Origin of the sequence: Mycobacterium simiae, from assembly GCF_008370645.1 — a bacterium.
In the GTDB taxonomy this organism is placed as follows: Bacteria; Actinomycetota; Actinomycetes; order Mycobacteriales; family Mycobacteriaceae; genus Mycobacterium; species Mycobacterium simiae_A.
The window spans coordinates 1-15,416 of record NZ_VTZN01000129.1 but is presented as its reverse complement, the minus strand read 5'-3'; the positions used below and the strand labels follow the sequence as shown (position 1 = coordinate 15,416).

Annotated in this window: 9 protein-coding genes; 3 read left to right on the top strand and 6 right to left on the bottom strand. The window is 64.0% G+C overall.

The genetic code is table 11. The features are described from left to right. Both F0Q45_RS18565 and F0Q45_RS18550 read right to left on the bottom strand, forming a co-directional pair. The coding region (locus tag F0Q45_RS18565) for a PE family protein (RefSeq protein WP_149655335.1) at window positions 1-800 on the bottom strand (800 nt) is incomplete at its 3' end. Between the two features lie 1,270 nt (window positions 801-2,070). Then, window positions 2,071-3,732, bottom strand: coding sequence for a (2,3-dihydroxybenzoyl)adenylate synthase (locus tag F0Q45_RS18550; RefSeq protein ID WP_149655333.1), 1,662 nt, complete (start codon window positions 3,730-3,732; stop codon window positions 2,071-2,073). A gap of 191 nt (window positions 3,733-3,923) precedes the next feature. Here F0Q45_RS18550 and mbtG point away from each other — a divergent pair, with 191 nt between their 5' ends. Then, entirely contained in the window at window positions 3,924-5,213 is a 1,290-nt protein-coding gene (mbtG, locus tag F0Q45_RS18545) for an NADPH-dependent L-lysine N(6)-monooxygenase MbtG (RefSeq protein ID WP_149655332.1), read from the top strand. Then, window positions 5,191-5,406, top strand: a complete 216-nt coding sequence (locus F0Q45_RS18540; RefSeq protein WP_149655331.1) for an MbtH family protein — start codon at window positions 5,191-5,193, stop codon at window positions 5,404-5,406. The genes mbtG and F0Q45_RS18540 overlap by 23 nt, the downstream gene beginning before the upstream one ends. Here the strand turns inward: F0Q45_RS18540 and nbtC are convergent. The 4 genes from nbtC to F0Q45_RS18520 form a co-directional block, all read right to left on the bottom strand. Then, window positions 5,403-8,486 carry a nocobactin polyketide synthase NbtC gene (gene nbtC / locus F0Q45_RS18535; protein WP_262491055.1) on the bottom strand — a complete coding sequence of 1,028 codons (3,084 nt, stop codon included), beginning with the start codon at window positions 8,484-8,486 and terminating at the stop codon, window positions 5,403-5,405. The genes F0Q45_RS18540 and nbtC overlap by 4 nt on opposite strands. Next, window positions 8,476-9,774, bottom strand: coding sequence for a beta-ketoacyl [acyl carrier protein] synthase domain-containing protein (locus F0Q45_RS18530; RefSeq protein ID WP_188113011.1), 1,299 nt, complete (start codon window positions 9,772-9,774; stop codon window positions 8,476-8,478). The genes nbtC and F0Q45_RS18530 overlap by 11 nt, the downstream gene beginning before the upstream one ends. Next, complete coding sequence (locus tag F0Q45_RS18525) at window positions 9,771-10,529, bottom strand: thioesterase II family protein (protein ID WP_149655329.1); 759 nt, start codon at window positions 10,527-10,529, stop codon at window positions 9,771-9,773. Before F0Q45_RS18525 ends, F0Q45_RS18530 begins: the two co-directional genes overlap by 4 nt. A gap of 156 nt (window positions 10,530-10,685) precedes the next feature. After that, window positions 10,686-11,246, bottom strand: a complete 561-nt coding sequence (locus F0Q45_RS18520) for a GNAT family N-acetyltransferase (protein ID WP_149655328.1) — start codon at window positions 11,244-11,246, stop codon at window positions 10,686-10,688. 244 nt (window positions 11,247-11,490) lie between these two features. Between F0Q45_RS18520 and F0Q45_RS18515 the strand changes: the two genes are divergently transcribed. After that, window positions 11,491-15,416, top strand: a 3,926-nt coding sequence (locus tag F0Q45_RS18515) for a non-ribosomal peptide synthetase (protein ID WP_149655327.1), incomplete at its 3' end; no start/stop codon positions are given.

The window sequence follows — 15,416 nt, the reverse complement described above, 5'->3', positions numbered from 1 at the left end:
ATCCCGCCGAGGAACGCCGAACCACCGTCGGCGCCCCGACCCCCGGTCCCGCCGGCACCGCCAACACCGCCAACACCTCCTGCGGTCGCGCCGCTACCACCAGCACCACCCTCACCACCGGCACCGCCGACACCACCGCTGGCCCCCGCCAAACCATTGATATAGCTGGCATTGGCCGGCCCGACGGCTCCGCTATTACCCCCGCCGCCGCCGACACCACCGGCCCCGCCGGTGCCACCGATACCGAAAATCCACCCGGCGTTGCCGCCCGGCCCGCCGGAAGCGCCGGTCCCGCCGCTGCCACCGGTCCCGCCGTTGCCCCACAGACCTGCCGATCCGCCCGATCCGCCGGCCTGACCAACCGCACCTTGTGCTCCGCTGCCGCCGTTTCCGTACAACAACCCGCCGGCCCCACCGGCCCCGCCGGGAGTCGTTGCGTCGACGCCATTACCGATCAGCGGACGGCCAAGTAACGTCAAGGAAGGTGCGTTAATAACATTGAGCAGATTTTGCTCGGCATTGGTTGTCTCGGTCCATACATACGACCCCACGGCGGACCGGAGGGCCTGCACGAACTGTTCGTGGAACACCGCTATCTGCGAGCTGGCTGACTGGTATTCGAGACCGTGCCAGTCGAACAATGCTGCGATCTGAGCCGATACCTCGTCGGCGGCAGCGGGAAGCAGGTTCGTTGTCGCAGTTGCCACAGCCGAATTGGCTAACGAAACACGTGCTCCAAGGCTGCCCAGATCGGCGGCGGCAGCCGCTACCAGTTCTGGTGTTATTGATATATACGACATCTGCAGCTCCCAACCCTACGAAACGTCCGGGCTAATGATAGTGGTCGATTATCACGCCGCAACATATCGGCGGTAATCCACTTCGTGGAATTTAGTGATTTTGATCTTTGACGCGGCGAAGCGCGGGAAATTACAAGTAACATTTGTCAAATATTTTTACACAAGCTATTTGTCAAGTCGAGCGACGTGACGCACGGCGTAAATCGTGCGGGTCTTCGTTTTGGTGCTTTTTAAGAGCCTGTTCACAAATGGCTATGCTGCTTGTTGGCCGTTGGCGTGCCGGTACGGGGATGTCCCCATCTGGGATGGGGTGGCGCGCCTGATGTTGCTTGTTGGAGGTTGCGGGTCATGATTGTGACGGTGGCCCGTAGCACCATGGCTTCGTGGTTGTCGGGGCGGCGTTCGGAGTCGCGGACCAGGCGGCGAGCGCAGTATCCAGCCGAAGGTGCGCTCGACCACCCAGCGGCGCGGCAGCGCGTGAAGCCAGCCCTGTCGTCATTGCGCCTGACGATTTGGACGGTAAGTGCCAGAACGGATTTCGCCCAATCGACCGGGCGTCCGGGTGTAGCCGCCGTCGGCCCACACCAGCGAGATTGTGGAGAAGCGCTCCCGCGCCGCGCCCAGCAACCGAAACGCGGCGTCGCGGTCTTGCATCGCCCGGTAACGACCACGACCAGCAGCCGGCAGCAGCAAGGGATGTGGTGTCCATCTGGTACCGCGGGCACCATCTTATGCCACAGCGCGACAATCCATATCACCTAGTTATCATCTATCACTTGAGTCACCTGGGTTTGTGAACAGGTGCTTGGGCGGCTTAGGCGGCCCAGCCGTGAATCTTGAGTTAAGTAGGTGGCTTGGGTCGCGAGTGGTCAGGCGGCGAGTCGGACCTGCTGGGGTGAGTTCGTCGATGGCGGCTTGGTAGACGTGAGCGGCGTTGTGCGGCTTGGTTTTTGGTGGCGGGTCGGGGTCGGTGGCCTGGGCGAGACCGGCGCGGAGCAGATGGTTATGCGTCGGTGATCACCCGGGGTACGGAACCGGCCCGGTGTATTGCGCTTGCGCCCGCCCATGATTCGGTGATTAAAGATCAGGCTGACGTGGTCGGGTCGGCAGCAAAGACCAAAGCCCACGCCATCGAACAGCCGTAAGCTCTCGGCTACCGCGTCACTCTCCAACCCTTCGCCGATACCGCATAAACTCGCACCCGGCCATTAGCTCGCCACCGGCGGGTCACCACCTGTGCTCGCCAGTTGATGGTCACCCAATTTCGTGATCAGGGTTGCTCGGGTATTTCTGCGCCGGCGACCTGGCGTGCAATGGCCTTCTTGTCGACCTTGCCGACGGGCGTGGTGGGCAGCGACGTCATCGCGATCAACAGGTCGGGGCGGGCGTGCGTGGCCACCCCGCGTTCGTCCAAATAGCGGTTCAGCTCCGCCAGAGTCAGCGGTTGGCTGGCGAAAACGATTGCAGCGCAAATCTTTTCACCTAAATCAAGGTCGGGCAGCGGGACCGCCGCGGCCGCGCAGATAGCCGGGTGGCTCAACCACTGCTCTTCGAGGTCGGGGGCCGCAATGGTTTCGCCGCACCGGCAGATGACATCTTTGACCCGACCGGTCACCACCAGGTAGCCATCGTCGCGGCGGCGGACCAGGTCGCCGCTGCGGTAGAAGCCATCAGCGTCAAAGCAGCGCACGTTATCGAGTTCGGCGCAGATATATCCGTTGATGGTGTAAGGCCCGCGCACTAGTAATTCGCCTTCGCCGCCGGGTGCCACTGGCTCTCCCTCGGCGTCGACAATACGCAGTTCGTCGGCGTCCGACAGTGGCCGCCCCTGGGTGAACTCCACCACCTCCGGGGGGTCGTCGAGACGGGTGAAGTTCAACAATCCTTCGGCCATTCCGTACACCTGTTGCAGGCCCGGGGTCAGCGCTGTTCTTATCCGCCGCGCCTCTTCTGGCTCCAGCTTCGACCCGCCAACTTGCAAGAGTCGCAGCGTTTTTGGTGTTATCGGTTCCCAGTCACAGGCCTGGGCCCATAGCTTGGCCAGGGCCGGTACCAAGGCGGTGACAGTGACACCGTGCCGATCGATCATGGCGAATGCGGCTTCCGGGCTGGGGTCGGTGCTGAACACGACGGTGGCGCCGACCGCCACCGCGCCGAGGATGCCGGGGCAGGCGAGCGGAAAGTTGTGCGCGGCCGGAAGCGACACGAGATAGACATCATCACGCGTCATCCGGCACAGCTGCGCGCTCGCGGTGGCGTTGTAGACATAGTCATCGTGGGTGCGTGGGATCAGCTTCGGGGTGCCGGTGGTGCCGCCGGACACGAGCAATAACGCCGGGGATTTGGTGTCGACCAGAACCTTCGGCGGATCGCCAGCGGGTAGCTCCGACCACGAGACGAATGGGCCGGTATCTGCGGCGCCTCCGGCTAGCACCACGTGGCGCAATTGCGGGTGCGCCGCGGCCAGTTGCCGGGCCATCAGGCGGTAGTCGAAACTGTCCGCCGATTCGGCGACGATCAAGCCGACCGCTCCGCTGACCGCTGCGAAGTGCCCAAGTTCGGCCGATCGGTGTCCGGGCAGGCACAGCACGGGGATGATTCCGGCGCGCAACAGGCCAAACAGCGCGACGGCGAATCGGCACGTATTGGGCAGCTGCAGCAGCACTCGCTCTCCGGGCGCCATCCCGAGTGCGGCGAAGGATGCTGCGGCTCGGTCAGCGAGTTTGTCCAGTTCCGCGTAGGTGTGGCTGGTGGCGGCGTCCGCCACCGCCACCCGGTCGGGGCATGTCGACGCGGCCTCTCGTAACAGCAAGTCAATGCAGCGGCCAGTCCAGTAGCCGGCCGCACGGTATGTGGCTGCCCGTTGCGGTGGAAAGGGAACAAAGCCGTCCGACGACGCTGACCGCGGTAGCGGGGCAGGAGAAATAGACACTGAGTGACTTCCTTGGGGCGAGCGTGTCTAACGCCGCGGACGTAGGGTAGCGTACACGAAGTTAGGGAAGGCTGGGCTAAGCAAGGAGGTGGGGTTGTGGGCGACACATCGTTCGCCGGCTTGCTGGCTCACGGCAAACGCCACCCCTCTTGCTTAACGTGCATCCGCGATCGGTGCCGGGTGGCCGCCTCGTGAGCAGCACGCTGGCGGTGGTCGGGGCTGGCGCAAAAGCCGTAGCGGTGGCCGCCAAGGCGGCGGTCCTGCGGGAAATGGGTGTCGGAGCGCCCGACGTCGTTGCCGTCGAACGCGGCTATGTGGCGGCAAATTGGCGGGCGGGCGGCGGCTGGACCGATGGTAGGCAGCGGTTGGGCACCAGCCCGGAGAAGGATGTCGGCTTCCCCTACCGGTCGGCGCTGGTGCCGGGGCGCAACGCTGAACTCGACGAGCAGCTGATGCGGGTTAGCTGGCAGTCGTATCTTGTTGCAACAGAGCAATTCGTGGGTTGGATCGACCGCGGCAGGCCTGCGCCCACGCACGATACCTGGGCTGGGTATTTGTGCTGGGTGGCTGACGTGGTGGGGTTGAAAGTCGTTCGCGGCGAAGTGGTTGGGCTCTCCGTCGACGCAACCCGGTGGGTAGTACACACGCGCGAATCGAGCGTGTCTGCGGATTCGGTCATGATCACCGGTCCGGGTCAGCCTGAGCGGTCGATGCTTTCCGGTGATCCGCGAGTGCTGTCGATCGCGCAGTTTTGGCAGCGCGCTGCGCGCCACGACCGCATTGTTGCCGAGAATGTCGCGGTCATCGGTGGTGGAGAGACCGCAGCATCGATTCTCAACGAGCTGTTTCATCATCGGGTTTCGGCGATCACCTCGATCTCGCCGCAAGCAACACTTTTCACCCGGGGCGAGGGGTTCTTCGAGAACTCGCTGTTTTCCGACCCAACGGGCTGGCACAGCCTCACCCAAGCCGAACGTCGCGATTGTATTGCGCGCACGGACCGCGGGGTCTTCTCGGCGCGCGTCCAGGAATCGTTGCTGGCCGATGAGAGGATCAAGCATCTGCGTGGGCGTGTTACGCGCGTAGTCGAGCGTGACGGCCGAATCTGGATCATGCTCTGCACCGACAATTGCGGTGAACCCCTGCAGACCTTGCATCGCTTTGACCTCGTCATCGACGGATCTGGCGCCGATCCGCTGTGGTTCGTCCCGGTCTTGAGCCCGGCTGCCCTGGACCTGCTGCAGCTGGGGTTGGGCGGGCCTTTGAATGGGGAGCGGCTGGAGGAATCCATAGGTCATGACTTGGCCGTCGCCGGGGTCAGCCCGAGACTTTTTCTGCCCAATCTGGCTGGCGTCAACCAGGGTCCAGGATTTCCCAATTTGAGCTGTCTGGGGTTACTTTCTGACCGGGTGCTCGGCGCCGAGATGGCTGTCCTAGCTCAACCGACGGGGAGAAGCGTTGACTACCAATCCGTTCGATGACGATAACGGCACCTTCTATGTCCTGGTCAACCAGGAAGAACAACACAGCCTGTGGCCAACCTTCGTCGGCGTGCCGGCGGGCTGGCGCGTCGTGTTCGGCGAGGATACTCGCGCGAATTGCCTCTCGTACGTCGAGCAGAACTGGACCGATATTCGCCCCAAGAGCCTTCGGGCGGCGATGGCCTCCGACTAGGCGCCCAACTGCTGTAGAACGTCTGCCAGGGATGCCCCGCCGAGGAGTTGCGCGACGTCCAACTCGTGATTGAACTCGGCTTTGACCTGGCGCCGAAACTCCAATGCTTGCAATGAATCTAGCCCGATCGCGACCATGGGGATGGTGGTGTCGACAGTCTCGGCGCGGTCGACCCCGATGGCGTCGGCCCACACTTTCAGCAACCGTTGCGGCAGGCCCGTCGTTGCCACGGCAGCGGGGGTCTCCAGGATAGAGGCCGCGACGACAGGCGCGGTCAGCTGTGCTATCAACGGGCCGTAGCCGAAAGCTTCCAGAGCCGGGCGGGCGCGGTCGAAATCGAATGCGGCGATAATGGCATTTCCGCCAATCCAATTCATTCCGAGAGCGATTGCATCTGCGGGAGCCATGGGGACAACCCCGATGGCAGCCAGCTGAACCATGCTGGCGGCATCGAGATCAAAATGGACCGTCCACTGCCCCCACTGCAGCGAAACGCAGTCCAGGCCCTCGGACCGGAGCTGGTGCGCCATGGCGTCGAGCATCCGATTGGCCGCTGCGTAGACGACTTGCCCTCGCCCGCCGATGGTGGCCCTGGCCGAGGAGCACAGTACTACCCGACAGTTGTCGGTTCTGGGGAACGTCTCCAATACCCGGCCGATACCGACAACCTTGGCGCGCAACGCTTGGTCGACCTTCGCTGCGGTGATGTCGTTGAACCCGATAGACGAATAGTCAACGGCGGCATGGATGATCAAGTCCGCTGGTACCTCCTGATGCTCCGCCGAAAGCCGCGATACGTCAGCTTGGATGCTTACGTCACACTGGGCGACCCGGATCAGTGTCGCTGTGGCCGACCGGATCTGTTGTACCCGTTCTGCGACGGCAGCGGTTTCGCCCGATCTACTCACCAGCGTGATTCGCCGCGCGCCGCGGCGCGCGAAGTGCTCGCAGAATTCGAGCCCCAGGTGTCCGGTGCCCCCGATAATGAGCACGTGTTCCGGGGCGGCGCCAGCTGGGTCGGCTACCGGTCTTTCGGACGCGGCGATCCGTTTGGCGTAAAGGCCGCCTCTGCGGAAGGCCAGCTCGGGCTCTTCGGCGGTGTGCAGCGCCAAGAGGACTGCACGTGCGGCATCGGACGTCGTAGCTTCGCCCGGCAGGTCCACGTGGCGGAAACGCAGGCCAGGATACTCGGCGCCGATGCTGCGGAACCCGGCGCTCACTGCCGCATGCACCGGATCGGGCGCCACATCGTCAGCGAGCACCGCTTCACCGCCCACCGTCACCAGCCAGTAGTCGGTCGCCGAGTCAGCTACTCCGGGCCACCACCTGCGGTCGGAAAAGAAGGCCGCGACCTCGGCTGCGGCGGCGGCGTGGTCCAGTTTCGGTGACTGCGGAACCAGTATCGCCATGGTATTGAAATCGCTGCTGGCGCTGTCGCTTTCGGCGTCGATCAGGCGGGTCTTCGCGCCCATCTCTACGGCCTCCGCGCAGACGGCGTCGACCAGCTCCGCGCAGGCTCCGGTGTGATCGACGATTCCGATGGCACGCGGGGCTACGAGTGAGTGCTGCGACAGCCGAATCCATTTCTCGACCATCAGGCGTGCCGGTGTGGTTTCTGCGATCGGGTCGGGGGCCGACTCCGCTACGGGGGCAACCGCTGCGACTGCCGACGTCTGGCGGCCACGCCGCGGCAAGACCTCGTCGTAGGGCAACCACAGCTGGGTCTCGCTCATCCGGGTGTTGGGGAAATCGAGCAACGGCAGCGGTGCCGGACCGTCGGACTCGATGCGCAGGCTCTCCCACGAGTAGTCCTGGTCATGAACCGCCAGCTGGGCGAGATTGATTGTGAACGCGTTGAGATCGGTGGCCGTTCGCTCCGACGTGCCGACCACCATGGTCGGACCTAAGTCAGCCAATCCGGCAAGATTCTCCTGAATCGCCAACGCCAGCGTGGGATGTTCAGCCAGCTCGACAAACGTGTCGACGCCGCGCTGCACCGCCGCCGCGACCGCCTTATCGAATCGAACAGTGTTGCGTAGGTTCCAGAACCAATATTCGTCGACCGGCAGTTCCGGCGTGAGGGCACCGCCGAGAGTGGCGCCAAGACAGTCGATGTCGGTGTCGAGGAAAGTGGAATTTTGCAGTTGGTGTTGCATCGGCGCACGTACCAGGGTGGCGAGCTCATTGATCGCGCTGGTGTGCGCGGGATATCGGACCGCAATGACGCGCGCGAAAGTACCCTGCTCGGTCAAGGTGTCCACGATGCCCTGCACCGTTTCACGCTCGCCCGAAATACCCACCATGCTAGGCGAATTGACTACCGAGAGCTGCGCCCAGCCAGAGCGACGGGCCAGTAAGTCTTCGCAGGTGTCGCGGCCGGCGGCGACGACTGCCATGGCGTACGCACCGGAAGCGAACTCGTCGACTGCGCGTGCCCGGATCCCAACGACGCGGACGGCGTCTGGCAACGTGACCGCGCCCGATACGTAAGCCGCGGCGATCTCTCCTTGGCTGTGCCCAACAGTGATGCTGGGCGCAATGCCGAATGATCGCCAGGCCGCGGCCAGCCCGGCCATGTTGGTGAACAACGCGGGTTGAACAGTTCTCGCGCTGTCTTCGGCCGGAAAATGCTCGGTGAGAAGGTAATCCAGCGGTGATTCGCCGAACTGTGCCTGGAAGGTCTCGGCGCAGCGATCCACCTCGGCGCGGAATGCGGGAATCGCTTCATAGAAGAGCCGCGCCATTCCGGGTCGTTGCCCGCCCTGTCCGGGGAAGACATAAGCCAGCCGGCGGCCGGTGGCAGGTGTTGTGGCGCGCACCAACGAGTGGTGTTCGCGATTGTCAATAATCGCCTGCAGGGCGCCGACCAACTCGTCGCGGTCGGTCACCATGGCCAAGGCTCGGTGTCGGCGCGCGATCCTGGTCCGAAACAGCATTGCGGCGATCCGATCGGGCGCTACCCCGGGATGGGTTGCAAGATAACAAAGCAGGGCCGCGGCCTCGCCGTGGAGTAGGTTGGGCGTATCCGCCGACAGCAGGACGGGCATGGTGCCGTTGGGTAGCCGGTAACTAGCAATCACTGTGCTCCCTGGCGGGCATGGCAATGATTGCATGGGCATTGGCGCCTCCAGCGCCGAACGACGACACGGCACCGTAGCGGAAGCCGTCCTTGGGCTCCCACCCGTGCAGCTTGGTGGCCAGGCGCAGCCCGGTGAGATCCCAGTCCACCATCTTGGTCGGGTTGTCCGAGAATAGCGTTGGCGGAATATGACCGTGCTGGCCGGCCAGCAGCAGCTTGATCAGTCCAAGGATCCCGGATGCCGCTTGCGCGTGTCCGGCGTTCGACTTTATCGAGCCCAGCAGCGCCTCGGATCCCGCCGCGCCGTAGGTTTTGAACAGCGCGATCAACTCCACCGGGTCGCCTGCAGGGGTCGCCGTGCCGTGTCCCTCGATCATTCCCACATCGGCCGGATCGATTCCCGCCGCGTCGAGCGTCTTGCGGATGACTTGCTCTTGCGCGCGCACTCGAGGAACGAGGATCGGCTTGCCCTTGCCGTTGTGGTTGGTGCGGATGCCCAGGATCCGTCCGTAGACCGAGTGCCCGAGTTGACGTGCCCGTGATTCCCGCTCGACGACAACCATTCCCGCACCTTCGCCCCATACGGTGCCGCTGGCGTTGTCAGAATAGGCCCGGCAATGTCCGTCATCGGCAAGCGCATTGAGCCTGGCGAACTCGTAAAATGCTCCGGGCGAACCCATCACGCACACGGCACCGGCAAGCGCCCATTCGCACTCGCCGTCTCGAACCGCCGCGGCGGCCAGGTGCAGCGCGGTCAAAGACGAAGCACAAGCCGTATCGAGGCTGATTGAGGGACCGGTCAGCCCAAGGCAGTGCGAGATCCGACCCGCGGCCCCCAGTTGTCCCAACGCGGCGATCCGGTGCCCGCTGTAGGCATCGGCCACGGCCGCGCGTGGACCGTACTCCATCGGTGACATGCCGACAAAACAACCCGCGTCGGCGCCGTCGAGCGTGCCGGGGTTTATCCCAGTATTTTCCAACGCCTTCCACGCAACCCGCATCGCCACCCGCTGCTGAGGGTGCATGACGATAGCTTCGCGGTGGGTGATGCCGAAGAACGTCGGATCGAATGCTGTTGCACTGGAAAGGAAGCCGCCTGCATCGCAAACTGGCCCCCAGCCGTCGAGCTCCGATACCGACAACAGATCGTCGATCGGCCAGCCGCGATCACGTGGAAAGGGTGCGATCAGCTCCCTGGCTTCGGCAAGTGCTGACCACAGCGCCGCCGGGGTGTCGATTTCCCCAGGCGCCTCGACAGCCAGCCCGGAGATGACGATCGGGTCGGTCATGTTGTCTGCTCGCATTGCGCGCTGGACGCCAACAACTCCGCCACGGCCTCGATGTGTGTGTTCAGGTAGAAGTGCCCGCCGTCGAACATCGTGACGTTGACGGTGTCGGTGTGCTTACCCCAGCCGTAAAGATCACCCAGCGTGATATACGGATCCTGGTCCCCGCCCATCGCGTGTATCGGCGCCGTTACGTTGATGTCGTCAGGGCAGGAGTACGCGTCAAAGGCGTTGTAGTCAGCCTTCATCACGGGAAGCGCGAGCCTCATGAGTTCACGGTTGGCGAACACATCCGAGTCGGTACCCTCAAGCGCGGCCAGATGATTGAGGATCTCCTCGTCGTCTTTTGGATGTGCTGGTTTGGCGGCGACGTTGCAGGGTGCGACTGCTGCGGACACGATGAGGTGCCGCACATCGATTCCCCTGCTTTCGGCGAGCCGGACGAACTCGAACGCGACCAACGCCCCCATGCTGTGACCAAAGGCGACGATTGGATGTCCGCGATTGTGCTGCGATGTGGTGAATTCCCGGAAAGCTCCCGCGGCGATGTCGGGCAGCGACGGCAAGGAGGTCTCAGCCGCCCGGTCTTGGCGTCCCGGGTACTGGAAAACCAGGACGCTGAATCGCGCGCTGAGAATTTTGGAGAATTCGCGATAGGCCGAGGCGCCGGCCCCGGCGTGCGGGAACACCAGCAGCGGAAGGCTCGTGGCCGAATCCGGTTGATGGAACTGCCTGATCCATCCCAGTGTGCGCGGCATGCACTACGCCTCTCGATACCTCTCGATACCTCTCGATTACCTGGTGTCTCTCACAGTCGCGGCAGCCGCAAAAGCGTGCGACTTAGCGAAGGCTAACATAACCTTCGAGCCCGACGGGGGCGTGCCGGCCCTCGACCCTGGGGTTCGGCTCAGTGCTCACTCCCGGTCGCGGGCCATGAGGGCGGCCCGCTTGTCCGGCAGATCGATGTCGGTGATGCGCCGAAATCCGGCACGCTCGAGCGCCCGGATCACTCGGACGTTGTTGACGTCGGGCTCGGCGACCACTCGGGCGGCGCGCGGATCCGCATCCAGCTGCCAGGTAGCGACCGTGCGCAGCAGGTCCACGGCCAGCCGCCGACCGCGGTATTCGGGTGGACCCAGCAACAGGTGCACACCGGCATCGTGTGCACCGGCGGTGTAGTACTGGGCGAGCGGGTCAAGATCGGCGCGGTAGAGCTCCCAGTAGCTCATGGGAACGCCGTCCAGCAGGCCCAGATAAGGGACCAGGTGGGTGCTGTGATGCTGCCGGCGCAGATAGGACGCGATCTGGGACCGGGGCCACGGCTTCCTCCAGAAGCGGGCCACTTCTGGGTCATTCATCCAGAGGTGCACCAGCTCGAGATCTTGCTCGGGGTCCAGGCGGCGCAGTGCGAACTCCGCGGCAAAGGCTTCATGATCCAGTGCTGTGCGGCATTGCCGCGGCTCCAAAATGTTCACCCGGGCACCTCCCGACCGAAAGGCCCGCATGATCCCTCATGAGCACGCCGGGCAAAGGGTCCGATGTCGTCGCCGCGACAGCCGCAACAGCCATCCAACTTAGCGAAGGCTAACATAAGCCCCGGGCTGCTGGATGGTGCTCGCCGAAGAGCATCCATCGCAAGGTCAGGCCTACCGCAGATGGCGAGTCAAAGGGGTCGTTTGATGGGTGACGTGTCGCGCCGGTTCCGGGGGTGCAACGGCCATGGCCGATGACGTCAAGACCTTGCAGGAACGGCGCCAGGAACTGCTGCGTAGGCGCATCGCGGAAAGCGGTATGCCGGCAGCCCGAGAATCGCTCACCCGCCTCCGCGCGGGAAAACGTTACCGTTTGTCGGCCGGCCAGCGGCGGATGTGGTTTCTGCAGGCGATGGACACAGGTGACGTCACATTGAACATCTGTGTGGCCTATCGACTGACGGGTCGCCTGGGCGAGGCCCGCTTGCACGCCGCGTTCGGTGCTGTCGTTGCGCGCCACGCTATCTTGCGCACCCTCTACGGAGTGGACTCAGAGGGGGAGCCTTACCAGGTCTTTTCCGACAACGTTGAGGTCAGTTGGCGCACCGATGACCTGACTCATCTCCCCGTTGCGGAACGTGAGCGGCAAGTCCAGGCCCGAGCTCGAGACGATTTCGGCCGGCCATTCGATCTCACGACCGAGTTGCCGCTGCGCGCAACCCTGATCCGCACCGGTACAGACGAATTCGTGCTGCTTCTCGCCGTGCATCACATCTGTTGGGATGACGACTGCTGGGCCGTTTTCTTCCGCGACCTCAGCGCTGCATATCACGGACGTCCACTGAGCGGCCCGGCACCGCAGTTCGTCGCGGTCGAGGTGCAGCAGTCTTGGGTGGAACCCGGCATTGCTGACGTCGGCTACTGGGCGGATACTTTGCGGCCGTCACCACAGCCGCTGGAACTTCCCGGGGCAGCCGCTATTCATCCGTCCAGGCGGGCCGATCGCCGCACTCGGGCGCTGCCCGCCTACCTGTTCGGTCGGGTAGCGGACTTCGCCCAAAAGCGCAGCGCTTCACCATTTATGGTGTTGTTGGCGGCTTTCGGCGCGCTGGTGCGTCGCTATACCGGCGCCGACGATTTCCTGATCTCGGTGCCGGTCACCGAGCGTAGGGCAACCGCCCAGGGCGCCATCGGCTATTTCGGTAACACGCTGTTGTTGCGCATCGCTGCGCGCTCCGGCGACACGTTCACCGCGCTGGTCGATGCGGTACGCGAAACCTGTCTCAACGGCTTCGCTCATCAGTCCGTCGGCATCGACCGAGTGGTACGCGAGGTCAACCCCGAGCGCATGGGCCACGATGGTATGAACCAGTTGGTCCGATTGGGTTTCAGTATGCGCAAGTGCGCCAGCGGATTCGCGTTGGACGATGTCACTGTGCAACAGCTCGGCCTGGGCGCGGTAACAGCGCACCTGCCGCTGACCTTGTCGGTCGTGCTCGACCCGGAGCGGGTGATGGTCGAATTCGAGTATCAGACGGATGTTTTGAGCTCTGCACTGGTCGATCAGATGCTCACCCACTACGAACAGCTGCTCGACAACGCGTTGGATGAGCCGCAACGTCGCCTTACTAGCCTGGACATGCTCGGCAGCGGCGAGTGGAAGGCCGTCCTGGCGCAGTCGCATGGCGAGCTTGTCGCCACGCCGGCTACCACGATGGTCGCGGTGCTCGAAGCGGCCGCGTTGGAAACGACGGGCACCCCCGACGCCATCGCGCTGGTTTCCGACGAGGCCGAACTCACCTATGGCGAGCTGCATCGCCGCGCGAATCGCTTGGCGCGCTGGCTGATCGGGCAGGGCTTTGGTGCCGAGGACGTCATCGGTCTGCGGATGACCAGCTCGATCGAGTTCGTGGTTGCGCTGCTCGCCGTACTCAAAGCCGGTGCGGCTTATCTGCCGATTGACCCCGCCTATCCAGACGAGCGCATCGAGTACCTCCTTTGCGACGCACGCCCCCGGACGGTGATCGGGCGGGAGGAACTCAAGGCCGCCGAAAATGCCGCCGCGGGACTCTCGGCCGTCGCGCTCAGCGACGCCGACCGGCGAAATCCGTTGCGTCCCGACAACCTGGCGTACGTCATCTACACGTCCGGCTCCACTGGCCAGCCCAAGGGCGTGGCGGTATCGCATCGCGCGATCGCCGAGCACGTGAACGGCTTCATCGCAGAGTGGAGCGTGACCGCGCAAGACCGCTGGCTGCAGTCGTCGTCGGTGAGCTTCGATGCCTCACTGGCCGACATCTTCATCCCGTTGTCGCTGGGCGCCCAGCTGATTGTGCCCAAGCCCGAGGCGTTCAACGCCTTTAACGACGTCGGTTACCTCGCCGAGGTGATTAGTCGCCGGAGCGTCACCGTGTTGCATATGGTGCCGTCGATGCTCAGCACCCTGCTGATGCTGCCGCAGGTCGAACAATGGCGGGCGCTGCGCCATGTGCCGGTGGGCGGAGAAGCCCTTCCCGGTGAGGTAGCCGACAAATTCGCCAGCCACTTCGACGCAGAGTTACGCAACCACTACGGCCCGACCGAGGCCGTCGTCTGCTCGACACACCTGCTGGTCCAGGGCTCGCACGGTGCGCGCATGGTGCCCATCGGCGTGCCGAACCGCAACGTCTACGCCTACGTACTTGACGAGGAGATGCAGCCGGTTCCCGCCGAGGTAATCGGTGAGCTGTATCTGGGCGGTGTTCAATTGGCGCGCGGGTACTTGGGGCGTCCCGGGTTGACCGCGCAGCGCTTCATCGCAGACCCGTTCAACCCTGGGATGCGCCTGTATCGAACGGGAGATCTGGTCCGCCGCAACATCTGTGGCGAGCTAGAATTCGTCGGGCGAGCCGACGAGCAAGTCAAGATCCGCGGCTTCCGTATCGAACTCGGCGAGGTTGAGTCCGTGATCGCGACCCATCCGGCGGTGCGGCACTGTCTGGTCGTCGCGGAAGATGCCGAGGCCGGCCCCATGCTCGCGGCCTACTTGGTGCCCGCAGCTCACCAGACGCTCGCGGCTGAACCAGATTTGAGCGAGATACGTGCACATGCCGCATCGGTGCTGCCTGAATACATGGTGCCCAGCGCCTTTGCGGTGATTCCGGAGATTCCGCTGACCGCGAGCGGCAAATTGGACAAGCGGGCACTGCCCGCACCCACTGCTGTCGGGTTACGCCGCTACCGTGAGCCGGCCACCGCCACCGAGCGCCGGATGTGCTCCATCTTCGCCCGGCTGTTCGGGTGGGAGCGAATCGGCGCTGAGGACTCGTTCTTTGGGCTAGGCGGCCATTCGCTGCTGGCAGCTCGGCTGGTCGCGCAGATTCGGGCCGAATTCGGCATCGAGCTCAGCGTCCGCGCCGTGTTCGATAGCCCAACCCCGGCCGGATTAGCCGCCCAGCTCGTCGAGCAGTTTCGCGCTGAATTCGAGATCGACCTGGACACGCTTGATGTCGAGGACACTGTCGACGATGCAAGGCCGGGTGTGCAGTCTGCCCGTCCCGAACTCGCCAGGTCGGTGCGGCCGGAGCGCCTCCCACTGTCTTACTCTCAGCTCGCCGCGTGGTTTCAATATCGAATGGAGGGCGCGCAGGACGGCTTCAACCTGCCGTTTGCGCTTCGATTGGACGGGCCGCTCGACATTGTCGCTCTCACCCAGGCGCTCAACGACGTCGTGGCCCGGCATGAGGCGCTGCGCACCAACTTCGCTGAGCATGAAGGTGCTCCCTATCAAATCGTGCATCCGAGCCTGCAGGTGGAGCTACCGGTCCGCACCATTGCCCGCGACCACCTTGACGAGGCGCTGGCGCAGCTGCGTCGACATGTACTTACGCCGGAGTCCGGGCCGCTAATCAAGGCCACCCTGCTGGCGCTGGCCCGCGATCAGCACGTGCTTTTCGTTATCGTCCACCACATCGTCAGCGATCACGTGTCGCTCGGCATCCTGTTTGACGACCTTATCGTCGCCTATCGCGCTCGCCGGGCAGGTATAGTGCCGCAGTGGGCCGCACTGCCCATCCAATTCGTGGATTATGCACTGTGGCAACGGCATACACTCGACTCCGAATGGGGACAGGCGCAGCTTTCCTATTGGCGCGACGCATTGGCCGGTTTGCCTGACGAGATCTCGGTAGCGCC

Excerpts from the sequence above, each read along its gene's own strand:
- F0Q45_RS18525 (WP_149655329.1), bottom strand. The coding sequence starts at position 10,529 with ATGCCGCGCACACTGGGATGGATCAGGCAGTTCCATCAACCGGATTCG.
- F0Q45_RS18530 (WP_188113011.1), bottom strand. The coding sequence starts at position 9,774 with ATGACCGACCCGATCGTCATCTCCGGGCTGGCTGTCGAGGCGCCTGGG.